Below are 24,080 nucleotides of genomic sequence, written 5' to 3'. Positions count from 1 at the left end.
CCCGCGCCTCTTCCCGCTCGTGCTCGCCGCCCTCCTCGCGGCTTCCCCCGCGCTCGCCGAGTACCGCACCAAGGACGTGCCGGCGGTGACCGGCCTCGATCCGGCCGGCATCGCCCCCAACACGATCGCGTTCACCGATCACCGCGACAACCCGGCGAGCCCGGAGAGCGGCCTCGTGCCCTTCACGGAGTGGGGCAAGCGCAGCCCGGCCCAGAAGGCGCTGCTCGCCCCCCATCCGGCCTACGTCGAGCCGGACTACGTCCAGACGGTCAATGGCGTCGCCAAGCCCCGGCACGAGGCGCTCAAGGTCTACGTCGCCGAGGCGCGGTTCATCGTGCCCCGCAGCGCCGACCGCATCGACCTGAAGCGCTTCGCCACGATCCCGTTCCTGTCGCGCATGGACCCGGCGATCAAGCACAAGCCCTTGAGCCCCGCGGACGCCACCCCGACCAAGGACCCGGCCGCGGCCTTCGCCCGCCGCCCCGACCGGCCGTGGTGCGAGGCGCCCGACACCACCTGCATCGAGTCGCGCTACGACCTCGAGGGCAAGCTGCCGCTCGGGGTCAAGCTGGCGAACAAGCTCGAGGACGGCGCTAAGAAGATCGCCGAGTTCGTCTCGTTCCAGAGCGAGCTGCGGGTGCTGCCGCCCGACGAGGCGGGAAAGCTCGTGCAGCTGACGAAGATCGAGGCGCCGGTGGCCGGCGCGATGGAGCAGAACATCTTCTGGGTGAACCAGATCCTGCGCTTCGGCAAGTTCCTGGCGGTGATGCAGCCGGTGGCGGCCGACCCGAACAAGACGGTGGTGACCGCCTACATGACGCTCGGCATCAAGGGCGACGTGCTCGACCGCAAGAAGGAGTACGAGCGCGTGCCGGTTCTGCGCAACCTGCTGCCGGCCCAGGTGCTGATGGGCAATTCCTCGTTCAACACCGGCACCTCGATCAGCGCCGGCCTGCCGACCTACGCCCGCAACCGCATCGCAGCCTTCGCGGATGCGCTGGCGAAGAAGTGAGCGGCGAAGCCGCTGAACTCTTGCGAGAGAGAAGCGATCAGGGCCTGTTCGCATCTCTCTGGACACTGTCGAACCCTCCGCGTCATTCCGGGGCCGCGAAAGCGGAGCCCGGAATCCAGACGCGCAGGCCGTCCGAAAAGAAGCGCGGAGCACTCCGCCCTATCCTGAACCATCAGCGGTTCTGGGCGTGCCTGCGGCACTCCGGGCTCCGCTTTCGCGGCCCCGGAATGACCCTGTGTCTGTCAGGATTGTCGTGAGACTTCCGGCAGGCTCGCAGCGACCGACCGCGCCGGAACCGGCGGAAACACGATCCTCACCCGCAGGCCCGGCCCGCCACCCGCCCCGTCATGCAGCGTCACCGCCGCGCCGATCCGGTCGGCGAGTGCCCTGACCACGGCGAGGCCGAGGCCGCTGCCCTCCGGCCCGTCGCTCCGGGCGATGCGGTAGAACCGCGAAAACACCGTCTCGCGGTGCTCCGGCGGAATGCCCGGCCCGTCATCCTCGATCTCGGCGAAGGCACCCTCGTCCGAGCCCGCCACCCGCACCACCACCCGGGCGCCGGCCCCGGCGTACCGGACCGCGTTGTCGATGACGTTGCCGAGGATCTCGCCCACCAGGGTCGGGTGGCCCGTCACCATCACGGGCCCGTCCGGCCTCTCGTACTCGACCTCGATGCCGGCGCGCAGCGCCCGCGGCACGTGGTCGGCGAGCACCGTCGCGGCGACCGTCGCGAGGTCCATCTCCGTCAGGGCGATCGCGCCCGGATCCTCGTCGGCGCGGGCGAGCGCCAGGAGCTGCGCCAGCAGGTGCTCCAGGCGGCGTGCCGCGCCCTCGATGTCGTCGAGGGCGGCGCGGCCCTCCGGCGCCGTGCCGGCCCCGTGCCGGCGGGCGAGGTCGACATGCATGCGCAGGACGGCAAGCGGCGTACGCATCTGGTGCGAGGCGTCGCCGGTGAAGCGGCGCACCGCCCCCATCACCTCGTCGAGCCGCCCCAGCAGGGTGTTGAAGGCGAGGACCGGCGCCCTCGCCTCCACCGGCACCGCCGAGACGTCGAGGGGCTGGAGGCTCACCGCGCCGGGGGCGGCGCGCCCGGCGATCTCGGCGCTCAGCCGGTCGAGGGGCGCGAGGCCGCGGCCGATCCCGTACCAGGTCAGGACTCCGACGAGCGCCAGGAGGACGCCTTCGAGCAGGACGAGGCCGCCGAGGAGCCGGAGTTCGAGGCTGCTGCGCGCGTCCCGCGTCTCGGCCACCTGCACCAGCACCGCGCCGGGCTTGCCGTAGACCCTCCGCGCCCGGGCGGCGATCCGGACGGCGGCGCCGCGCATCACCGCGTCCCGGTGCCGGGTGGGGCCGGGCTCCACCTCCTCGTCGGGGCGGGGCAGGTCGCGGTAGCCGGTGACGAGCTGCCCGCGATAGCTGACGCTGTAATAGACCCGGTCCTGCGACTGGCTCTCCAGCATGCCGAGGGCCACCCGCGGCAGGTCCACCGTCACCTCGTTGTCCTCGTCGAGGGCCAGGCGCTCGGCGATGGCCAGCACCGAGCCGTCGAGCAGGCGGTCATGCGTGGTTTCGACCACGTCCCGGATGACGAGGGCGCCGCCCAAGCCCAGAACCCCCGCCAGCGCCGAGGCCGGCAGGAGCATCCTGAGCATCAGCCCGCGCCGGAGGGAAGGCGGGCGCCGGCTCATCGGGCATCGAGGAGGTAGCCGAGGCCGCGGATCGTGCGGATCTCCGGTCCGTTCGGCTGCAGCTTCTTGCGCAGGCGCGCGACGTAGAGCTCGAGGGCGTTGGGCGCCACCTCGTCATCGAAGCCGAACACCTCGCCGGCGAGCCGCTCCTTCGGCACCACTTGGCCGGCCTTCGCCATCAGCACCTCCAGCACCGCGAGCTCCCGGCGCCGTAAGCCCAAGACCTCGCCGGCGAGGGTGACGGTTCCCGACGAGCGGTCGAGGACGAGGCCCCCGCATTGCAGCACCGGGCTGCGCTGCCCTTGTCCGCGCCGGATCAGGGCGCGCACCCGCGCCTCGAACTCAGGCAGTGCGAAGGGCTTCGCCAGGTAGTCGTCGGCCCCGAGATCGAGCCCGCGCACCCGGTCGGTCATGCCGTCGCGGGCGGTGAGGATCAGCACCGGGACGGCGCTCGCCGCCCGGATGCGCCGCAGCACCTCGAACCCGGACAGGCCCGGCAGGCCGATATCGAGGACGATCAGACTGTAGGGCTCCGACAGGGCGATGCCCGCCGCCGCCGCGCCGTCCGGCTCGTGATCGGCCGCGTGCCCGGCCGCCCGGAGCGCCGCCACGAGGCCGCGCGCCAGGGCCGCGTCATCCTCCACGACGAGCACCCGCATCCCGCCGTCCCCTCCCGCTTGGCCTCGTTCCCTTGGGCTCCTGCCCTTAGGCTCGTGCCCTTGGGCTCGTCGCGCGCCCTCGCCCCGGCGACGGGGGATCGCCGCCCAGGTTAGGAGATCGCCGCGCGAGCCTGTACGGTGCGATCCTCGCCGCGGCGACCGCCGCGGGCAACCGGAAACCTTGGGGCAGGAAGAGGTTTTTGAGAGTGAGGACCCTGACGGCCGCATGGGTGAGCCTCGCCCTCCTCCTCGGCCCCGCCTGGATCCCGGTTGCTCGCGCCCAGGTCGATCCGCCCGTCGACGCGCAGGCCGCAGGCCGCGCCGAGGCCGTGCGGGAGGGTACGGTCGTGGTGCGCGCGACGACTGACGAGGCGGAGGCCTCGGCCCTCCTCGCCGGCTTCCGGCAGCGCTTTCCGGGCGTCGCGGTGTCCTATGCCAAGATGACCTCGTCGCGCCTCTACGACGAGTTCCTGGCCGAGGCCGGATCGGGCGGGGGCACGGCCGACATCCTCTGGAGCTCGGCGATGGACCTCCAGATCAAGCTCGTCAACGACGGCTACGCCGAGCGCCACGTCTCGGGCGAGACCGACGGGTGGCCGGCCTGGGCGGTGTGGCGCAACGAGGCCTACGGCATCACCGCCGAGCCGGTCGCCATTGCGTATAATCGCAGGCTCCTGCCCGAGGCGCGGGTGTCGCGCAGCCACGCCGAGTTCGTCCAGAGCCTGACCCGGCATCCCGAGGAATGGCAGGGCAAGGTCGCGACCTACGATCCCGAGCGCAGCGGCGTCGGCTTCCTGTTCCTGACCCAGAACCTGGAGGTGACGCCGCGGACCTGGGACACGGTCCGGGCGCTCGGCCAGGTCGGGGTGAAGCTCTACACCGCCACCGCCACGATGCTCGACCGGGTCTCGTCCGGCGAGGCGCTGCTGGCCTACGACGTGCTCGGCTCCTACGCCCGCGAGCGGGCGAAGCAGGATCCGGCCGTGGGCGTGGTGCTGCCGAGCGACTACACGCTCGTCACCTCGCGCATCGCGCTCATCCCGAAGCAGGCCCGGCACAAGGCGGCGGCCCGGCTCTTCCTCGATTACCTGCTCTCCCGGGAGGGCCAGGCGCTGCTCGCCGCCCGCTCGGTCACGCCCGCCCGCGCGGAGGCCCGCGCGCCCGACGATCCCGTGACACACGCGACCGCCCTGCGGCCGATCCCGGTCGGGCCGGAGCTTTTGACCTCCCTCGACCAGATCAAGCGCAGCCGCACGCTGCGGCAGTGGCGGCGGGCGATCGAGGGGCGGTGAGACGGGACCGGCGCGTTCCCGAAGGCTCTCCCACCCCGCGACAGGTTACTGACAGTTTCGCTCCCTACCGTGCAACTCAACAAGCACGGAGGAAGCGATGCAAGTCACGGGCATGCTGCACGGCGCAAAGCTCCTGCAATTCGCAGGATTTCCCACGGCCGAGGTGCTGGGGCCGGACGCGAGCGAAGAAGAGATCAAGGGCCTGATCGATCGCCACGGCTCGGTCTTCATCAAGCCGGTGTTCAAGGGCGGCGTCGGCAAGAAAGGCAAGGCGGGCCTCCTCGGCCGCGCCCACGACCTGAAGACGGCCCTGCGCGAGAAGGAGCGGCTCTACTTCGTCGAGCACCGCCACGGCAACGTCGTCGCCAAGGCCAACGGCGTCACCTTCGAGGGCGCGGTCCCGGCCGAGCACGAGGTCTATTTCTCGATCTCCGACAGCACCCGCTACCGTGCGCCGACCATGACCCTCACCCACAAGGGCGGCGTCGACATCGAGGAACTCGACAAGGGCGAGGTCGTCCAGGTCCCGTTCGATCCGCTGACCGGCCTCAAGGCCTTCGTGGTGGCGAACGCCCTCTCCGAGCTGAACGCCCCGAAGGCGCTGATCTCGCCCCTGGTGCAGCAGCTACCGAAGCTCTGGGAGCTCTATCACGGCTTCGGCATGACCACGGTCGAGCTGAACCCGATCCGGATGCGCCCCGACCGCAACGGCCGCCTCACCCCCGTGGCCTGCGACTTCAAGTGCGGCTTCGACCGCGACGACCCGCGCTGGCAGCGCCTGGGCCTGCCCGGCCACCTGTTCTCGGTCGATTACTCGGACTTCGAGGCCGAGATCAACCAGCTCCGGACCTACCAGGGCCAGAGCGACGTCTGCATCATCAATTCCAGCGGTACCATCCTGGCGCCGACCTTCGGCGGCGGCGCCAACTCGCTGGTCACCGAGATGCTCGGCGACGACGCGATCATCTCCTCGGATTTCGGCGGCAACCCGCCCTACGAGAAGATGAAGGAGGTGGCGCGCATCTGCTTCAAGCACTGGCTCAAGCAGTCGAACGTCCTGTTCATCATCGGCGGCAAGTCGAACAACACCGACATCTTCGAGACCTTCCGGGCGATGGCCGATGCCCTGCGCGAGCATGTCGGCCGGCACGGGCCGACGCCGCTCTACATCGTCGCCGGGCGCGGCGGGCCGAACCTCATCCGCGGCATGGGGGCGCTCCGCGACACCGCCGAGGCGCTCGGCCTGCCCTACCGGCTGTTCGGCTTCGACTCCGACATGAGCGAGGTCGTCGCCTACGCCCGGCAGGCCGACCAGTGGATGCGCCAGGGCGGCCGCGAGCAGGTGGCCCGCGCCATCGGGCTGGCGAAGCCGGCGCTCGAAAAAGCGTCGCTCCAGGCGGCCGAATAAGAAGGGGAGGACACCATGCACAAGCCAGGAATCGGCAGCTTCAAGTACTATGTCGGCATCAGCTCGCTCGATCAGGTCGCCACGCGCGAGGACCGGGTCTGCGTGCTCAACATCCTGGGCGGCGAATCGAGCGACGTGACGCCGGTCGGCCACGCCTATTCGGGCGGCAACGTGGTGTTCGGCACCTCGCCCGGCCGCCGCGGCCAGGTGCTGGAGACGCCGCTGGGGAACATCCCGGTCTACAACAACGTCCGCGAGGGGCTGGAGGCCGGGCACCGCTTCAATTGCGGCGTCGTCTACCTGCCGCCGTCGGGGGCCCGCGACGGCGTCGCCGAGCTGATCCGGGTCAACCCGGAGCTGCGCAAGATCTTCATCGTCACCGAGAAGCTGTCGGTCCATGACAGCCGCGAGATCCGGGCGCTCGGCCAGCAGAACGGCATCGACATCTTCGGCGGCAACAGCCTCGGCGTGGCCGATGCCCACCATCAGGTCCGCATCGGCGGGGCGCTCGGCGGCGACGGCCCGGGCGAGGCGCTGAAGGCCGGCTCGATCGCGATCTTCTCGAATTCCGGCAACTTCACCACCACCATCGCCACCTACCTGCGGATGAGCGGCTGGGGCACCACCACGCTGATCTCCTGCGGCAAGGACGTCTACATCCAGTACGCGGCGCCGGAATTCGCCTTCGCGCTCGCCAACGACGCGCGCAGCAAGGCGGCGGTGCTCTACGTCGAGCCCGGCGGCTACTACGAGCAGGACGCGCACTTCACCAAGCCCGTCGTCGCCTGCGTCGTCGGCCGCTGGAAGAGCCGGCTGACCCGGGCGGTGGGACACGCCGGCGCCATGGCGGGGGGCGACGACGACGCCGCCGCCAAGGAGCGGTGGTTCATGGACAAGTTCGGGGTCGACGGCGTGTTCACGCCCGAGAACCCGGTCGTCTCGGCCAAGGGTGCGGTGGTCACCAACATCGCCCACATCCCGGCGGCGCTGACCGCGGTGATGCGCGAGAACGGCGCGCGGCCCGACTTCGCGCCCGAGAGCAACCTCGCCCTCAAGCCGTGGTTCGGCTCGAATGCCGGCCTGACCCTGCCGCCCGAGCTCGATCTTCCGCCCGTCGAGGCGATGGCGCCCTACGGCGAGCAGATCGCCCGGCTCAACCGCCAGGTCGGCGTGGTGCTGCCGCGCCAAGCGATGAAGGATGCGTCCGGCGCCTCGCAGATGGACCCGAAGACGCAGGTCACGAGCCTCAACGGCGTCTCAATGCTGGAGGCGGCGCGCCTGCCGATGGAATCGAACGTCGTCCTCGCCCTGCTCCGCGAGCAGGCGAGCGGGAACGACCGCGCCCTCGTCAACGCTGCGATCGCCGCCGGCGTCAACCTGCATGGGCGCCCCGAACTCGCGGCGGCGGAGGCCTCGCGCGAGGCCGGCAATTCCCCGAACGTGGTGCTGGCGGCGGCCGCCAGCCTCGTCGGCCCGCGCCGCGCCGAGGCCGCCCGGCGGATCTGCCGCCTGCTGACCGATCGCTTCGCGGAAGCCGGATTGCCCAACGCCCTCGACGAGGGCTTCGATCTCGCCAAGGTCGCGGCGGATGCGGAACTCGCCGGGCTCCTCGTCGGCGCTAAGCCGGATCCGCAGGCGGAGGCGCTCCTCGCCGGCCTGGACGCCCGCGGCGCGCGCTCGGTCTTCGTGCGCTACCTGCGCGGCCTCGACGGTCACCCGACCCGCGAGGCGGTGCTCGCGGCCATCGCCACGACGCTGACCTGGGGCCCGCTGATGCGCAAGCGCATCTCGCGCCTCACCGCCGAGAGCCTGCCCTGGTGGCTCCAGCTCTTCGGCACGCTGCTCGGCGCCGCGGTGCCGGCGGACCTCCACACGGCGGACGGGTTCTGCGGCGTGGCGCAGGCCGACCTCCTCGGGCACCTCAGCCTCGGCGAGATCGGCTGCCTCGCGCTCCTCGGCCGCGCCGGGTCCGCCGACGACGTCTTCGTGTTCGAGACGCTGATCGGGCTCCTGCTCTCGAACGGCCCGGGCACGATCTCGGCGCAAGGGTGCAAGGGCGCGGTCTCGGCCGACGGGCCGGAGAGCCCGGAGCGGGTGCAGCTCAACAAGGCGATGATCGGGTTCCTCACCCATGCCGGCTACACCCATGGCGGCAACGGCTACGAGGGCATCGCCTTCCTGATCGAGCAGTTCCGCGGCGCGAACCTCGCCGACCCGGCCGACCCGGATCACGGCGTCGACCTGAAGGCCATCGCCGAGCGGACCGTGGCGGAGTACGCCCGCTACAAGTCCGACCGGAAGAACGCCGGCAGCCTCGACATCCAGAAGATCCCGGGCGTCAACCACCCGGTCTTCAAGGACAAGGCGGTGAACCACGATCCGCGCGAGGTCTGGATCCACGACCTGCTGACCGAGCGCGGCGATTACAACGCCTTCCACGCCTATTACCGGGTGCTGGTGCAGGCCCTGTTCGACGCCGGGGTGTCGCGCAACGTCTATTGCGTCAACATCGACGCGGTGATCGCGGCCCTGCTCTTGAAGATGCTGTGGCAGCCCTACCGCTCCGGCACCCTCTCGGGCTCGGCACTGGAAACGGCGGCGTTCACGATCTTCCTCTTCGCCCGGATGCTCGGCTGCGCGGCGGAGGTCGACGACCACATGAACCGCGGCCGCAACATGGACACCCGGACGGCCGCCTCGCGCTGCCAGTTCGTGGCCTGACGGCGCATCCGTCCCTCAACGTCCCAAGTCAGGCGGGCCTCATCCTGTGAGAGCCCGCTTGACTTAAGGACCGCGCAATGTGAACAGTCTTTTATCTTCTCGAACCTGATCGTTTTCCTACGGCAGGAACGGAATTTTCTGGAAAAACGGCCGGATCGGCCTCAAGAATATCACTCGAAGCAGATCGCTCGGAAGAACAGCGTTCGGGAGGACATCGATGGCATCTGGAACCGTGAACCTCGCCAAGCCCGGCGAGACGGTCGTGACCGACGCGCCGGCGACCAAAAAATTCTGGCCGCAGGGCTGGTGGCGGCTGATGGACATCAAGATCGGCATCATCCCGATCCCGGTCTACCTGATCCTGGTCGTGCTGCTGACGATCCTGACGCTCGAGCGCGAGATCAAGCCGGACTCGCCGACGATGATCGCCGTCCTGGTGCTCGGCGGCTTCACCTGCGCCGAGATCGGCAAGCGGCTGCCGATCCTGCGCAACATCGGCGCCGGCGCCATCTTCGCCACCTTCATCCCCTCGGCGCTGGCCTACTACAAGCTGATCCCGCCGCAGATCGAGAAGTCGATCATCGACTTCACCAAATTCACGAACTTCCTCTACCTCTACATCGCGGCGATCATCGTCGGCAGCATCCTCGGCATGGACCGGGGCGTGCTGATCAAGGGCTTCCTGAAGATCTTCGTGCCGCTCGGCATCGGGTCGATCGCGGCGGGTATCGTCGGCACCCTGGTCGGGACGGCTCTGGGCCTGGGCGCCTATCACACCTTCTTCTTCATCGTCGTGCCGATCATGGCGGGCGGCGTCGGCGAGGGCGCGATCCCGCTCTCGATCGGCTACGCGGCGATCCTCGGCGCCTCGCAGGGCGACCTGTTCGCCCAGGTGCTGCCCCCGGTCATGCTCGGCAGCCTCACCGCGATCGTGTTCTCGGGCATCCTGAACTACGTCGGCAAGACGTACCCGCACCTGACCGGCGAGGGCCGCCTTCAGCCGGGCGAGCACGACGACATGGATCCCAAGGACGAGGCGGTGACCGCCGAGAAGGGCGGCGGCGCCATGGACGTCTCGACCATCGCGGCGGCGGGCCTGACGGCCGTGACGCTCTACCTCCTCGGCGTGATGCTGCACCACGTCGTCGGCCTGCCGGCCCCGGTCGCGATGCTGTTCCTGGCGGTGCTGGCCAAGCTCACCAGCGCGGTCTCGCCCCACCTCCAGGCCGGTGGCTTCGTGGTCTACAAGTTCGTGCAGACCGGCATGACCTACCCGCTGCTCTTCGCCATCGGCGTCTCGCTCACCCCCTGGGACAAGCTGATGTCGGCCTTCACGGTGCCGAACCTGATCACCATCGTGGCGACGGTGTTCACCCTGATGGTCACCGGCGCCTTCGTCGGGCGGCGGCTCGGCATGTACCCGATCGAGGCCGCGATCGTGAATGCCTGCCACTCGGGCCAGGGCGGCACCGGCGACGTCGCCATCCTCACCGCCGCCAACCGCATGCAGCTGATGCCCTTCGCCCAGATCGCGACCCGCATCGGCGGCGCCGTCACCGTCACGGCGGTGCTGGTGGCGATGCGGTGGATCGCCTGACGGCGGGGCTGGAGGGTGGTTCCCGAGGGCGTGCCGCCGCGGTCACGGTGCGGTGAGCTCCGTTGCCGAACTTCGCGACAACAAGAAGAGGCGCAGGTCCCCCCTCTCCCGTGTGGGAGAGGGGCCGGGGGTGAGGGTGGCTCGGTCTCAGGATGAGCCGCTGAGCGTCGAGCTGGGCAGCTGTACGCTGAGCGATCTATTCGGAAACCGAGCCACCCTCACCCCTACCCCTCTCCCACTCGGGAGAGGGGATCCCGCGCTTGATTTCAAAAGGAATTTTCACGAATAGCCGTGCGTCCCGCGGACTGGCACCATTCGGCACGGACCAGATGCGATTGCACGTCGATCCCACCCCCGTCGCCCACCCGAAACGCTGTCCGGGAGACGCCGCATGACCGACCCGCGTATCTCCGCCGACGCCCTGGTCTCCTTCGCCACCGCAATCTACACCGCCTCCGGCCTAAACCCCGACCACGCGCATCTCTGCGCCGACAGCCTCGTCCAGGCCGATCTCTGGGGCCACCAGTCCCACGGCGTGATGCGCCTGTCCTGGTACGCCGCCCGCTTGGCGTCCGGCGTCTGCGACCCGCGTGCGATCCCGGAACTCGTCGTCGATGCCGGCGGGCTCGCGGTGATCGACGGGCGCGAGGCGATGGGCCAGGTCGTGGCCGCACGCGCCATGGACGAGGCGATCGCCAGAGCGCGCGCCCACGGGATCGGCGCCGTGGCGGTGCGCCACTCGAATCATTTCGGCACCGCGATGTACTTCACCCTGCGGGCGGCGCGGGCCGGATTCATCGGCTTTTTATCCACCAATGCCAGCCCCGCCATGGCCCCCTGGGGCGGACGGGTGAAGGCGCTCGGCAACAACCCGTGGTCCTGGGCCGCCCCGGCGGGCCGGCACGCGCCGCTCGTCCTCGACATCGCCAACACGGCGGTGGCGCGCGGCAAGGTCTACCTCGCCCGCCAGCGCGGCGCGGCGATCCCCCTCGGCTGGGCCATGGACGCGGAGGGCCGGCCGACCACCGACCCGCAAGCCGCCATCGACGGGCTGATCGCCCCGATGGCCGGGCACAAGGGCTATGCGATCTCGGCGGTGATGGACGTGCTCTCGGGCGTCCTCACCGGCAGCGGCTTCGGGGCAGGCGTCGCCGGCCCCTATCAGGCCGAGCGCCGCAGCGGCGCCGGCCACCTGGCGCTCGCCATCGACATTGCCCGGCTCCAGCCGCTGGCCGAGTTCGAATCCCGCATGGAGCGCTTCATCGCCGAGATGAAGGCGGTGCCGCTCGCGGCTGGCGCCGAGGCGGTGTTCTATCCGGGTGAGATCGAGGCCCGGGCCGACGCCGAGAACCGGCGCGACGGCCTGCTCCTGCCCGAGGACACCCGCGCCGACCTGCACCGGCTGGCACAGGCCCATGGCCTCGATCCTGCCTCGCTCGCACCCGCGCCCTGACGCCCAATCAGACCCACCCTCCCATCCCCTTCCCGCGACCGAGCCGCCGATGACCGACTCCCCGTCCGCCCCTTGTGCCCCCGATGCCGGCTGGGGCCCCCCGGTGATCCGCACCATCGCGATGCCCGCCGACACCAACCCGGCCGGCGACATCTTCGGCGGCTGGCTGATGGCGCAGATGGACCTCGCCGCCGGCAACGTCGCGGCGCGCCGTGCCCGGGGGCGCTGCGCCACCATCGCGGTCGAGGGCATGACCTTCCTGCAGCCGGTGGTGGTCGGCGACGAGGTCAGCCTCTACGCCCACATCGTCTCGGTCGGCCGCTCGTCGATCCGCATCCAGATCGAGGCCTGGCGCCGCGCCCGGGAGAGCGAGGAGACCATCAAGGTCACGCAGGCGCTGTTCACCTTCGTGGCGATCGACGAGAACCGCCGCCCGCGGCCGGTGCCGCCGGACGCGACGGGCACCGGTCCGGCCTGAGCCCAAAGGCCTGCAGTCCCCGGTCTTTTCCCGCCCGCCGATCGCGCGCAGAATGGGACAAAAGATCGGGGAGGACGCGATGCGCTCTGCCGTGATGGCGCATATCGACGAGCTCGTGCGGGCCGCGAGCGACGGCGGCGGCGCGCGCGATCCGCTGATCGACCAGTCGTGGCGGCGCTGCATGGCGGAGTACCGCCTCGATCCCGCCGCGCCCCGGCGCGCCTACATCCACAGCCAGGCCCGCCTGCGCGAGCACCGCGACGCCCTCGACGACCTGATCCGGGTGGCGCGCTTCGGCGTCGAGGCCCTGTACCGGCAGGTCTCGGGCCTCGGCTACGTGCTGATCCTGGCCGACGCCCGGGGCGTCGCCGTCGACTTCATCGGCGATGCGAATCGCGACGAGGACCTGCGCCGCGCCGGCCTCTATCGCGGCTCGGACTGGAACGAGCATCTCGCCGGCACCTGCGCCGTCGGCACCTGCATCGCCACCGGCGAGGCTTTGTCGGTCCATCTCGACGACCATTTCGCCGGCGACCATATCGGGCTGACCTGCACGGCGGCCCCGGTCTACGCCGCCGACGGGACGCTGGCGGCCGTCCTCGACATCTCGGCGCTGCAGGCGCCGGCGCCGAAGGCGAGCCAGCACCTCGCGCTCCAGCTCGTCACCTCCTTCGCCCACCGCATCGAGACCGCGAGCCTGCATAACGGCTTCCGGCGCGAGTGGATTCTCCACCTGTCGCGCTCGCCCGAATTCGCCGACATCGAGCCCGAGCTGGCGCTCGCGGTCGATGCGGGCGGGCGCATCCTCGGCTTCAACAGCCGGGCACGGGCGCTGATCGACCGCGCGCTGCACCGCCCGCGCGGGCCGTCCGATCTCCGCCACGCCGGCCTGGGCCTGCGCCTCGACGCCCTGTTCGAGGCCTCGGTCGACGACCTGCCGCGTTTCACCCGGGCGGTGCCGGTCGAGCGGCGGGTGCTGCGCCTGCGCGGCGGCGAGCGTTTCTACGCCCTGGCGCTGGAGCCCGCCGAAGTCCCGGCCCGGGCGCCCACCCGCGCCCCGCGGCCGGCCCGGCCCCCCGTCCTCGCGGATCCCGTCCTCGCAGATGATGCGACGCTCGGTCCGATGGCCCGGCAGGCCGCGCGGCTGTTCGAGGCGGGTTTGAGCCTGCTCGTCGGCGGCGAGACCGGCACCGGCAAGGAGTTCTTCGCCCAATCCCTGCACCGGGCGTCCTCCCGCGCCGCGAAATCCTTCGTCGCGGTCAATTGCGCGGCGTTGCCCGAGACCCTGATCGAATCCGAGCTGTTCGGCCACGAGCCGGGCGCCTTCACCGGGGCGGCGGCCAAGGGCCGGACCGGGCTGGTGCAGCAGGCCGACGGCGGCACCCTGTTCCTCGACGAGATCGGCGACATGCCGCTCTCCGCCCAGACCCGCCTCCTGCGGGTGCTCGCCGAGCGCGAGGTGACGCCGGTCGGCGCCGCGAGGCCGCAGGCAGTGGACATCCGGGTGATCGCCGCGACGCATCGCGACCTCGCCGCCCTGGTGCGGGAGGGCCGCTTTCGCGAGGACCTGCTGTACCGTCTCGCCGGCTCCCGCTTCGTCCTGCCGCCCCTACGCGAGCGCGCCGACCTGCCGGCGCTCACGGCGCGACTGCTGGCGGGACGGCCCGGCTCCCCGCGCCTCTCGGACGAGGCCACGGCGGCACTCGCGCGCCATGCCTGGCCCGGCAACGTGCGGGAACTCGTCAGCGCGCTCGACTATGCCTGCGCACTCGCCGAGGGGCCGGAGATCGGCGTGTCCGACCTGCCGCCCACGGTGCTGACCGGCGATGCCGGGGCCTCCCCGTCCGCGACGGCCCCGACCGGTGACGACGCGTTGGAGACGGCCCTGCGCCGGCGCGCCTGGAACGTCTCGGCGGTCGCTCGCGACCTCGGGCTCGACCGCTCCACCGTGCACCGGCGCATGCGCCGGCTGGGTCTCGTCTCGCCGAACCGCGGGGGATGAGGGGGATGCGCCACCTGTGGCGGGGCCGGTTCCGCGCCACAGGTGTGGCGCGACAGGTGGGGCGGCGGATCACGGCTGTCGGATTATTTCAAGCCGCCGGCCGCCCCGCCTCTTGCGACGATGCCGACACCCGCGGTCTCGACCAGAACCGAGACCCGACAACCATACCCCCCCTTTCCCGGACGACTGAAGCGTCAGCGGAAGGAGATCCGGGATCCAGGAGAGATGTGCCGCGAAGCGGCTCTGAATGTTGCACTGTTGCAGGCAAGCAGACGCTTCGCGACTTTTTGCGCTGGATCCCGGATCTCCTTCCACTTCGTTTCAGTCGTGCAGGCCCGTACCGGGCCCGGAAAGGGGACCGGGATTGAAATAGAACATCCGTCGATCTGGATCGGCGATGCGTCGCGGCGGTCTGCTGGGCTCCGCGCGGACGAACCTCGCCCGCTGGCTGGAACGACGTCCCGTCCCCTCGCCTCCTGGCACACCGCTTGCGCCACCCTCCCCGCATAACACAAGGAGGAAACCCCATGGACGCCATGGTTCGGGACGTCGAGCGCCTGTCGCCCGCGGATGCGCGGGTGATCGCCTGGCTCGACCGGTTCGAGGCCGCCCTCAGGGCGCGCGACGCCGCGGGAGCCGCGGCTTTGTTCGCCGAGACCTGCTTCTGGCGCGACCTCGTCGCCTTCACCTGGAACATCACCACGATGGAGGGAAGCGGGGCCATCTGCGACATGCTGGAGGCGCAGCTCGGCGCCGTCTCGCCCGGGAGCTTCACCCTGGAGGAGGCGGCGAGCGAGGCGGACGGCGTCACCGAGGCCTGGATCGCCTTCGAGACCGCCACCTTGCGCGGGCGCGGCTACCTGCGCCTGAAGGGCGAGGAGGCCTGGACGCTGCTCACCGCGGCGCGGGAACTCAAAGGCCACGAGGAGCCGGGGGGTCAGCGGCGCGAGCGCGGCGTGCATCATGGGGTCGAACCCGGGCGGCGCTCGTGGTCGGAGCGGCGGCGCGACGAGGAGGCCGAGCTCGGCCGCACCCGCCAGCCCTACGCGCTGGTGGTCGGCGGCGGCCAGGGCGGCATCGCCCTCGGGGCGCGGCTGAAGCGCCTCGGCGTACCGGCCCTGATCGTCGACAAGCACGACCGGCCGGGCGACCAGTGGCGCAGCCGGTACAAGTCGCTGCACCTGCACGACCCGGTCTGGTACGACCACCTGCCCTACCTGCCCTTCCCCGATCACTGGCCCGCTTCGCCGCCAAGGACAAGGTCGGCGACTGGCTGGAGATGTACACGAAGGTCATGGAGCTGAACTACTGGTCGAAGACGGAAGTCCACTCCGCGCGCTACGACGAGGCCGCAGGCGAGTGGGAGGTCGAGCTCACCCGCGACGGCGAGCGGCTGACGCTGCGGCCCAAGCAGCTCGTGCTCGCCACCGGCATGTCGGGCGTGCCGAACCTGCCGACCTATCCCGGCATGGAGCGCTTCCGGGGCGAGAGCCACCATTCGAGCCGGCACCCCGGCGGCGAGGCCTATCGCGGCAAGCGCGCGGTGGTGATCGGCTCGAACAACTCGGCCCACGACATCTGCGCCGACTTCTACGAGAACGGCGCCGACGTCACGATGGTACAGCGCTCCTCGACCCATATCGTCAAGTCGGACACGCTGATGGAGCTGGCGCTCGGCGGCCTCTACTCGGAGGAGGCGCTCGCCAAGGGCATCACCACCGACAAGGCGGACATGATCTTCGCCTCGGTGCCCTACCGCATCATGCACGAGTTCCACGTGCCGGTATACGAGGAGGCCAAGAAGCGCGACGCCGACTTCTACGGACGTCTCGAGAAGGCCGGGTTCAAGCTCGATTTCGGCGACGACGAATCGGGCCTGTTCATGAAGTACCTGCGGCGCGGCTCGGGCTACTACATCGACGTCGGCGCCTCCGACCTGATCGCCGACGGCAAGATCAAGCTGGCGCACGGCAAGGTGAAAGAAATCACCGAGGATGCGGTCGTGCTGGAGGACGGCACGCGGCTGCCCGCCGACGTGATCGTCTACGCCACCGGCTACGGCTCGATGAACGGCTGGGCGGCGCGGCTCATCAGCCAGGAGGTCGCCGATAAGGTCGGCAAGTGCTGGGGCCTCGGCTCGGACACCACCAAGGATCCGGGACCGTGGGAGGGCGAGCTGCGCAACATGTGGAAGCCGACCCGGCAGGAGGCGTTGTGGTTCCACGGCGGCAACCTGCACCAGTCGCGCCACTACTCGCTCTACCTCGCGCTCCAGCTGAAGGCCCGGATGGAGGGGCTGGACACGCCGGTCTACGCGCTGGCCGAGACGCACCACACGGCCTGACCGGCGGCCCCCGCGCGGTGCGCCGCGCGGGGGCCGATCCCGCACGCCGAACGGCGTCTCAGAACCGCGCCTCAGTCAGGTGCGCGAGCTGGGCGCCCACCTCGTAGGCGGCCTCCTTCAGCCGCCGCCGCGGCGCCGCCACCGGATCGGTCACGGGAAGCGGCAGGTCGTCCTCGCCGATCTCGCCCTGCACGAGACGGGCGAGGCAGCGGCCGAAGACCGTGCCGGGCGCGATGCCGCGGCCGTTATAGCCGCTGAACGCGATCACGTTGCGCCCCAGGCGGTGGAAGCGCGGCAGGTTGTTGGCGGTCATGCCGATCTGGCCGTACCACTCGGTCTCGAACGGCACGCCCGCGAGTTGCGGAAACAGCCGGGCGAGCGCCCGCCGGCCCCAGCCGCGGTGGATCGCCAGGCCCGGACCGCGCAGGGCCCCGACGCTGCCGAAGACGAGCCGGCCCTGGCGGTCGAACCGGAACGAGCTGAGCACGCCCTTCGTGTCCCAGACGCCCTGGCGCTCGGGCAGGATCGAGCGGCGCAGGTTGTCGCTCAAGGGCGCGGTCGCCATGTTGAAGTACGGCAGGTGGACGAGTTCCGCCCGGATCTCGGGCCAGACCGCGCTGGTATAGGCGTTGGTCGCCACGATGACGTTGGCGGCCGCGACGCTCCCCTGCGGCGTGTCGAGCCGCCAGCACGTGCCGTCGTCGGTCGCGGTGACGACCGGGCTTGCCGTATGGATCCGGGCCCCGGCCGCGATCGCGGCACCCGCGAGGCCGCGGGCATAGGCGAGCGGCTGGATCGTGCCGGCCCGGGCGTCGAGGAGCGCGCCCGCATAGGCCCGGGTGCCGACCATCCGGGCGATCTCCTCCGCGTCGAGGAGCCGGACGGGCGCGCCCCGCGCCTGCCACTGGCGGGCGCGCTCCTTGACCTCGGCGAGGCCCGCCGGGCCGACGGCGCAGTGCAAAGTGCCCTGCCGCTCGGGCTCGCAGGCGATCCCGTGCCGCTCGACGAGCGCGAAGACGTCCGCCGGCGCTCCGCCGAGGAGGTCGAGGAGGCGCGCGCCGTAGAGCGGCCCGAGCTCGCCCGGCAGGTCGTCGGGCATGACCCACATCCCGGCATTGACGAGGCCGACATTCCGGCCCGAGCCGCCGAACCCGATCTCGACCCCTTCGAGGACGGCGACGCGGGCGCCGCCCTGCGCGAGGTGGAGCGCGGCGGACAGGCCGGTGAAGCCGGCGCCGACGATCGCCACGTCGACCGCCTTCCGCTCCGCGAGGGGCGTCGTCGGCGGGGCCGGGGGGGCAGAGCGCTCCCAGAGGCCGTGGCTGCGCGGATCGTCGTTCATGGTTCGCCACTCTCGGGACGGGATGATTCGGGGATCGCTGCGGGGCGTCCGGCGGGACAGGCATAGCCGATCTCAGGCGCGGAGGCTCGGGGTTGGCCAAACCCCTTCGACACCTCGGCGAGCCGCCTCGTTCACTCGTATAGGCTCTCTCCCGCAATCTCGAGTTGCGCATACAATCCACATAACGCAAGATAACCTACACGAAAGACATACGCTCGTCTGCATTTTGACTAGTCATTCGCACGATTAACTTGTCATCAACGGACCCGCCGCCTCATGTGAGGAACGATAAGTCCGCAACGCGACGTCGTTCTTCATGAGACCTTCCGTGACAGCCAGACTGGAAGCGTACCTCGTCGGCCTCCTCTCCTTCGTGCTCGCGGCCGGCACGATCCACCTGACGAGCGACGGCCGCGACATCGCGGCCGTGTGGCCGGCCAACGCCGTGCTCCTCGCCGCCCTGCTCGGCCGTCGCCAAGGGACGGGCATCGGGGCGGGGACGGGAGTGTTCGTCGCCGGGTTCCTGGCCAACCTCGCCGCCAACACGGCGATGCGGGGCCCGAGCCTCGGCCATGCGGTCTACGCCCTGTGCAACCTCGTCGAGATCGGCGTCGCCGCCCGCCTGCTCCGGCCCGCCCTGGCGGAGGACGGGCTCCTGGGCACGCCCGCTGACGTCGGGCGGTTCATCCTGGTCTGCGGCGGCGTCGCCCCGGCGCTCAGCGGGGCCGGGGGCGGCGCCATCGCCTGGCTGCTGTTCGGGCAGGATTTTCGGGGTGCGTTCATCACCTGGCTCCTCGCCGACGGCCTCGGCCTCCTGATCCTCACGCCGGTCTTCTCCGCGCTCCTGCGCGGCGAGTATCGCCGCTGCTTCGCCGCCAAGGACTGGCGGCAGCGCGCGGAGGCGGCCGGATTGCAGGCGCTGACCGCGGCGGTCGCCTACGGGGTGTTCTTCGTCGCCGTGCGGCCGATGCTGTTCGTGCTGTACGGCCCGGTGATGCTGGTGACATTCCGGCTCGGGCGCCTCGGCACGACCCTGTCGGTGCTGATCGTCGCGGGGATCGGCGCCGTCGCGACCATGAACGGCCGGGGCCCGGTCGCCGCGATCGCGCCGGACCCGCGGGAGCAGGCCGTCCTGTTCCAGGTGTTCCTGGCGATCCTGCTGCTGACCGGCCTGCCCGTCGCGGCGGCGCTGGCCGTGCGGGGGGCGCGCTTCGCCTCGCTGTCGCGGAGCGCCGAGGCCCTGCGTGAGCGCGAGGCGGTGCTCGCGCGGCTCGCCGCCACGGACCCGCTGACGGGGGCGCTCAACCGCGCGGCGTTCCGCGAGGCGGCCGCGGCGGCGATGCAGGACCCGGCCCGCGCGCCCGTGAGCCTGATCGCCCTCGACCTCGACCTGTTCAAGCAGGTCAACGACCGGCACGGCCACGGCGCCGGGGACCGGGCGCTGGTCCACCTGGTCGCGGTCCTGCGCGCCGGCCTGCGCGAGCACGACGCGATCGGCCGGGTCGGCGGCGACGAGTTCCTGATCCTTCTCCCCGGCCTCGCCCTCGACCGGGCGGAGGCGATCGCCGCGCGCCTGCAGGAGGCTCTTCGCCGCGAGCCCCTGACGCTCGACGACGGCACCGTGCTGCCGCTCGCGATGTCCTGCGGCGTCGCCCAGCACCGGCCGCGGACGAGCGTCGAGGTCTGCGCGCACGAGGCCGACATGGCGCTCTACGCCGCCAAGCGCGCCGGGCGGGCGGCGCTGGATTCGGCGTGACGACCAGGGCGGGATCGGGGGCCGCGCCAGTTGCCCCTTGGCGCCCGGGGCGCAATACTCGCCCCGACACCAACGATAAAATCAATGCTGCGGAGGACGCCGGATGAGACTCTTGAATGTGCTGCGGACCGCGAGCGCGGCCGCGGCCCTGTCCTTGGTCGCGCTCGCGGCGCTCGCCGCGGATTATCCGGCGCCGCGGGAGGGCGACTGGACGATCAAGGACTTCAAGTTCCACACCGGCGACGTGCTGCCGGAGCTGCGGCTGCACTACACCACGGTCGGCGATCCGAAGGGCGAGCCGGTGGTCGTCCTGCACGGCACCACCGGTTCGGCGGCCAGCATGCTGACGCCCGGATTCGCCGGTGAACTGTTCGGTCCCGGCCAGCCGCTCGACGCGGCCAGGCACTACATCATCCTGCCGGACGCGATCGGCCACGGCCGATCCTCCAAGCCGTCCGACGGGATGAAGGCGAGGTTCCCGCGCTACAACTACGACGACATGGCCGAGGCGCAGTACCGGCTGATCACGGAGCATCTCGGCCTCAAGCACGTCCGGCTGATCATCGGCAACTCGATGGGCGGCATGCATGCCTGGATCCTCGGCGTGAAGCATCCCGGGTTCATGGACGCCCTGGTGCCGATGGCCTCGCAGCCGAGCGAGATGGGCAGCCGCAACTGGATGCTGCGCCGGCTCCTGACCGAGACGATCCGGCGCGACCCGACCTACGCGAACGGCGAGTACACGACCCAGCCGCCCGCCCTGCGGGTCGCCAACGTGTTCTTCGCGCTCGCCACCAGCGGCGGCACGCTGGCCCTGCAGAAGCAGGGGCCGACCGGGGAGCTCGCCGACAAGCTCGTCGACGCCCGCCTGGCGGCGCCGTTCAACGCCGACGCCAACGACTACATCTACCAGTGGGATTCGTCGCGCGGCTACAATCCCTCCCCGGGCCTCGAGAAGATCGACGCGCCGGTGCTCGCCATCAATTCAAGCGACGACGAGCGCAACCCGCCCGAGACGGGGATCATGGAGCGCGAGATGAAGCGCCTGAAGAACGGGCGCCTGTACCTGATCCCGGCCAGCACCGAGACCAGCGGCCACGGCACCACGGGCTTCGCCAAGTTCTACAAGCAGCAGCTCCAGGACTTCCTGCAAGCCGCGCCGAAGCGGGCAATGTAGGCCGTCCGCGAACCGGCACGGAGGCGTCGCCGGCATTCGCCGGCGCATGACGGGAGGCCGCGATGCACGGGACCCTGGACCCTGTCGGCGCCGCCAGTGGAAGCACCACCCCGGGGGGATCCCTGGAACGGGCCCTGCGCGGCGCCGTCTCGGGCGAGGTGCTGACCGGCCGCTTCGACCGCGGCCGCTACGCCGCGGACGCCTCGATCTACCAGATCGTTCCCCGCGCCGTGGTCCTGCCGCGAAGCACCGACGACGTCGCGGCCGTGCTCGCGGTCGCCGCGAGCCAGGGCGTGCCGGTGATCCTGCGCGGCGGCGGCACCTCGCAGAACGGGCAGCCGATCGGCGACGGGATCGTGGTCGATTGCGCCCGCCACCTCGACCGGGTGCTCGCCTACGATGCGGAGGCCGGCACGGTGACGGTCGAGCCCGGCATGGTGCTGGAGCGCCTGAACGCGCGGCTCAAGGCCGACGGCTGGTTCTTCCCGGTCGAGCCCTCGACGGCGAGCCGCTGCACGATCGGCGGCATGGCCGGCAACAATGCCTGCGGCGCCCGCTCGCTGCTCTACGGCAAGATGGTCGACAACGTGCTCGGCCTCGACGGGCTTATGGCCGACGGGACCCCGTTCCGGCTCATCCAGCAGGCGGTGTCGGGAATCGAGGACCTGTCGCGCCGCATGCTGGCGCTGGCGGAATCTGAGCGCGACGAGATCGTCCGGATGTTCCCGCGGGTGCAGCGCCGGGTCGGGGGCTACAACCTCGACGCGCTGCTCGGGGACCGCCCGAACCTCGCCCACCTCCTCGTCGGCTCGGAGGGGACGCTCGCGGCGACCACCGCCGTGACCTTGAAGCTCGCGCGGCTGCCCGCCCACCGGGCGATGGGGGTGTGCCACTTTCCCTCCTTCCGCGCGGCGATGGAGACCGTGCCAGCCCTCGTGGCGCTCGGGCCCGCGGCGGTCGAGCTCGTCGACAACAACGTGCTGGTCCTCGGCGCCGACATCCCGCTCTTCCGCGCGACACTCGCCGACATCACGCGCGGCCGTCCCGACTGCCTGCTCCTCGTCGAGTTCGCGGGCGAGGATTCCGCGGCCCTGGCGGCGAGCTTGCGCCGCCTCGATGCCTGCATGGCCGATCACGGCTTTCCCGATGCCGTGGTGGAGGTGCGCGAGCCGGCCCGCCAGCGGACGGTCTGGGAGATGCGCGAGGCCTGCCTCAACATCATGATGTCGATGCGCGGCGACGCGAAGCCGGTGTCGTTCATCGAGGATTGCGCGGTCCCGCTCGAGCACCTCGCCGACTACACCGACGCGGTCACGGCGTGCTTTGCCCGCCACGGCACCACCGGCACCTGGTACGCCCACGCCTCCGTCGGCTGCCTGCACGTGCGCCCGATCCTCGACCTGAAGCGCGCCGGCGACGTCGCCACGATGCGGGCGATCGCCGAGGAGACGTCGGAGCTGGTGCGCCGCTTCAAGGGCTCGTATTCGGGCGAGCACGGCGACGGCATCTCGCGCTCGGAATTCGTCGAGCCGCTGTTCGGCCCCCGCCTCGCCCGCGCCTTCGAGGCGGTGAAGGACGCCTTCGATCCGGACAACCGGCTCAATCCCGGCAAGATCGTCCGGCCACTGCGGATGGACGACCGCAGCCTCATGCGCTTCTCCGAGACGTACCGGGTCGCGGCGCCGCCTCCCGCCCTCGACTGGTCGGACTGGGGCGGGCTCGGCGGGGCGGTCGAGATGTGCAACAATAACGGCACCTGCCGGAAGCTCGCCGGCGGGGCGATGTGCCCGTCCTACCGGGTCACCCGGGACGAGGAGCACCTGACGCGGGGCCGCGCCAACACCCTGCGCCTCGCCCTCTCGGGCCAGCTCGGGCCGGACGCGCTCACCGCGCCGGAGACCAAGCGCGCGCTCGATCTCTGCGTCTCCTGCAAGGCCTGCCGCCGCGAATGCCCGACCGGCGTCGACATGGCGCGGATGAAGATCGAGGTGCTGCACCACTACCATGCCCGGCACGGGCGCTCGCTCGGTGAGCGGGTGCTCGCCCACCTGCCGGCCTATGCGGGCGCGGCGGCCGCGCTCGCCCCCCTCCTCAACCTGCGCGACCGGGTGCCGGCGCTCGCGCGCCTGTCGGAGCGGGTGCTCGGCCTCTCCGCCGCGCGCCCCTTGCCGCGCTGGCGCCGGCCCTGGCGCGAGACGGGCCGGATCGCGCGCACCGCCGACGTCGCGGGCGACGGCCTCGACCTCGTCCTGTTCGGCGACACCTTCAACCGCGCCTTCGAGCGCGAGACGCTGGAGGCGGCGGAAGGCGTGCTGCGCGCGGCCGGCTACCGGCTCCACCGGGTCGGGTGTGGTGGCGCGCGGCCCCTCTGCTGCGGGCGCACCTACCTGGCGACCGGCGACACCGACCGCGCCCGGGCCGAGGCCCGCCGCACCCGTAACGCGCTCCTGCCCTTCGTGCGGGAAGGCGCCCGGATCGTCGGGCTCGAACCGGCCTGCCTCCTGACCTTCCGCGACGAGTTCGCGGCGCTCCTGCCGGACGGGGACACCCGGGCGCTCGCCGGGGCGGCCCTGCTGTTCGAGGAGGTCCTGGCCACCGACCTGGCGGAGGCCCGCGTCGCCCTGCCCCTCGCGGATCAGGGCGGGCGGGTCGCGCACCTGCACGGCCATTGCCACCAGAAGGCCTTCGGGGCGATGGGCGCGGTCGAGGCGGTCTTGCGCGCCGTGCCGGGACTCGATCTGCGGGTGATCGACTCGGGCTGCTGCGGCATGGCCGGCGCCTTCGGCTACCGGGCCGACACGCAGGACGTGTCCCGCGCCATGGCCGAGCTCGCGCTGTTCCCGGCGCTCCGCGCCGCCGGCCCCGCCGACCTCGTCGTCGCCAACGGGACGAGCTGCCGCCACCAGATCCGCGACGGGCTCGGCCGCGAGGCCGTTCACGTCGCCCGGGTGCTCGCGGGAGCCGTGCGGTCCGACGCAACGGCGCCGAGACGGGATCCCGGGGCTCGACGAAGTCGAGAACCCGGGATCCATAACCGCTGACGTCGGAGACGGAAGCGTATCGCGTTCCGTCTCGTCCTGAACCGTCGGCGTTTATGGATTCCGGGCTCCGCTCCGCGGCCCCGGAATGACATGCAGGGTGTTATGACTGC

At 71.3% G+C, this 24,080-nt stretch carries 14 protein-coding genes and 1 pseudogene; 12 read left to right on the top strand and 3 right to left on the bottom strand.

Features of this window, described 5'->3' with window-relative positions:
* The first annotated feature begins 19 nt into the window (after window positions 1-19).
* The gene (locus tag BM430_RS07475; RefSeq protein ID WP_244539371.1) at window positions 20-1,012 is read left to right on the top strand and encodes a hypothetical protein; all 993 of its coding nucleotides are present in this window, start codon (window positions 20-22) and stop codon (window positions 1,010-1,012) included.
* A 242-nt stretch (window positions 1,013-1,254) separates the two neighbouring features.
* Here BM430_RS07475 and BM430_RS07470 read toward each other — a convergent pair whose 3' ends face one another.
* Window positions 1,255-2,664, bottom strand: coding sequence for a sensor histidine kinase (locus BM430_RS07470; protein WP_244539365.1), 1,410 nt, complete (start codon window positions 2,662-2,664; stop codon window positions 1,255-1,257).
* Between the two features lie 32 nt (window positions 2,665-2,696).
* Window positions 2,697-3,359 carry a response regulator gene (locus BM430_RS07465; RefSeq protein WP_093566610.1) on the bottom strand — a complete coding sequence of 221 codons (663 nt, stop codon included), beginning with the start codon at window positions 3,357-3,359 and terminating at the stop codon, window positions 2,697-2,699.
* Window positions 3,360-3,565: 206 nt separating this feature from the next.
* Between BM430_RS07465 and BM430_RS07460 the strand changes: the two genes are divergently transcribed.
* The 8 genes and pseudogenes from BM430_RS07460 to BM430_RS07425 all read left to right on the top strand — a co-directional run bounded on the left by BM430_RS07460 (window position 3,566) and on the right by BM430_RS07425 (window position 16,654).
* Entirely contained in the window at window positions 3,566-4,651 is a 1,086-nt protein-coding gene (locus BM430_RS07460) for an ABC transporter substrate-binding protein (protein ID WP_093566609.1), read from the top strand.
* A 97-nt stretch (window positions 4,652-4,748) separates the two neighbouring features.
* Complete coding sequence (locus tag BM430_RS07455; protein ID WP_093566608.1) at window positions 4,749-6,059, top strand: ATP citrate lyase citrate-binding domain-containing protein; 1,311 nt, start codon at window positions 4,749-4,751, stop codon at window positions 6,057-6,059.
* 15 nt (window positions 6,060-6,074) lie between these two features.
* Entirely contained in the window at window positions 6,075-8,780 is a 2,706-nt protein-coding gene (locus BM430_RS07450; protein ID WP_093566607.1) for a CoA-binding protein, read from the top strand.
* Window positions 8,781-8,997: 217 nt separating this feature from the next.
* Window positions 8,998-10,377: a 2-hydroxycarboxylate transporter family protein gene (locus BM430_RS07445; protein WP_093566606.1), complete on the top strand. Its 1,380-nt coding sequence runs from the start codon at window positions 8,998-9,000 to the stop codon at window positions 10,375-10,377.
* Window positions 10,378-10,768: 391 nt separating this feature from the next.
* Window positions 10,769-11,830, top strand: a complete 1,062-nt coding sequence (locus BM430_RS07440) for an Ldh family oxidoreductase (protein ID WP_093566605.1) — start codon at window positions 10,769-10,771, stop codon at window positions 11,828-11,830.
* A 49-nt stretch (window positions 11,831-11,879) separates the two neighbouring features.
* Window positions 11,880-12,308, top strand: a complete 429-nt coding sequence (locus BM430_RS07435) for an acyl-CoA thioesterase (protein WP_093566604.1) — start codon at window positions 11,880-11,882, stop codon at window positions 12,306-12,308.
* Between the two features lie 79 nt (window positions 12,309-12,387).
* Entirely contained in the window at window positions 12,388-14,310 is a 1,923-nt protein-coding gene (locus BM430_RS07430; RefSeq protein WP_093566672.1) for a sigma-54-dependent Fis family transcriptional regulator, read from the top strand.
* A gap of 536 nt (window positions 14,311-14,846) precedes the next feature.
* Window positions 14,847-16,654: pseudogene (locus tag BM430_RS07425) on the top strand (NAD(P)/FAD-dependent oxidoreductase).
* Between the two features lie 58 nt (window positions 16,655-16,712).
* Here the strand turns inward: BM430_RS07425 and BM430_RS07420 are convergent.
* Window positions 16,713-17,996: an NAD(P)/FAD-dependent oxidoreductase gene (locus BM430_RS07420; RefSeq protein WP_093566603.1), complete on the bottom strand. Its 1,284-nt coding sequence runs from the start codon at window positions 17,994-17,996 to the stop codon at window positions 16,713-16,715.
* Between the two features lie 328 nt (window positions 17,997-18,324).
* Here BM430_RS07420 and BM430_RS07415 point away from each other — a divergent pair, with 328 nt between their 5' ends.
* From BM430_RS07415 to BM430_RS07405, 3 genes are all read left to right on the top strand, one after another.
* A complete protein-coding gene (locus BM430_RS07415; RefSeq protein WP_177302966.1) occupies window positions 18,325-19,752 on the top strand; it encodes a GGDEF domain-containing protein in 1,428 nt (475 codons plus the stop codon).
* A gap of 103 nt (window positions 19,753-19,855) precedes the next feature.
* Window positions 19,856-20,929, top strand: coding sequence for an alpha/beta fold hydrolase (locus BM430_RS07410; RefSeq protein ID WP_093566601.1), 1,074 nt, complete (start codon window positions 19,856-19,858; stop codon window positions 20,927-20,929).
* Window positions 20,930-20,991: 62 nt separating this feature from the next.
* Window positions 20,992-23,970, top strand: coding sequence for an FAD-binding and (Fe-S)-binding domain-containing protein (locus tag BM430_RS07405; RefSeq protein ID WP_093566600.1), 2,979 nt, complete (start codon window positions 20,992-20,994; stop codon window positions 23,968-23,970).
* Window positions 23,971-24,080 lie beyond the last annotated feature (110 nt).

This window comes from Methylobacterium sp. 174MFSha1.1 (genome assembly GCF_900116815.1).
Taxonomy (GTDB): domain Bacteria; phylum Pseudomonadota; class Alphaproteobacteria; order Rhizobiales; family Beijerinckiaceae; genus Methylobacterium.
Note: the sequence above shows the minus strand (reverse complement) of the source record. Positions and strands in the feature narration are given on the sequence as shown.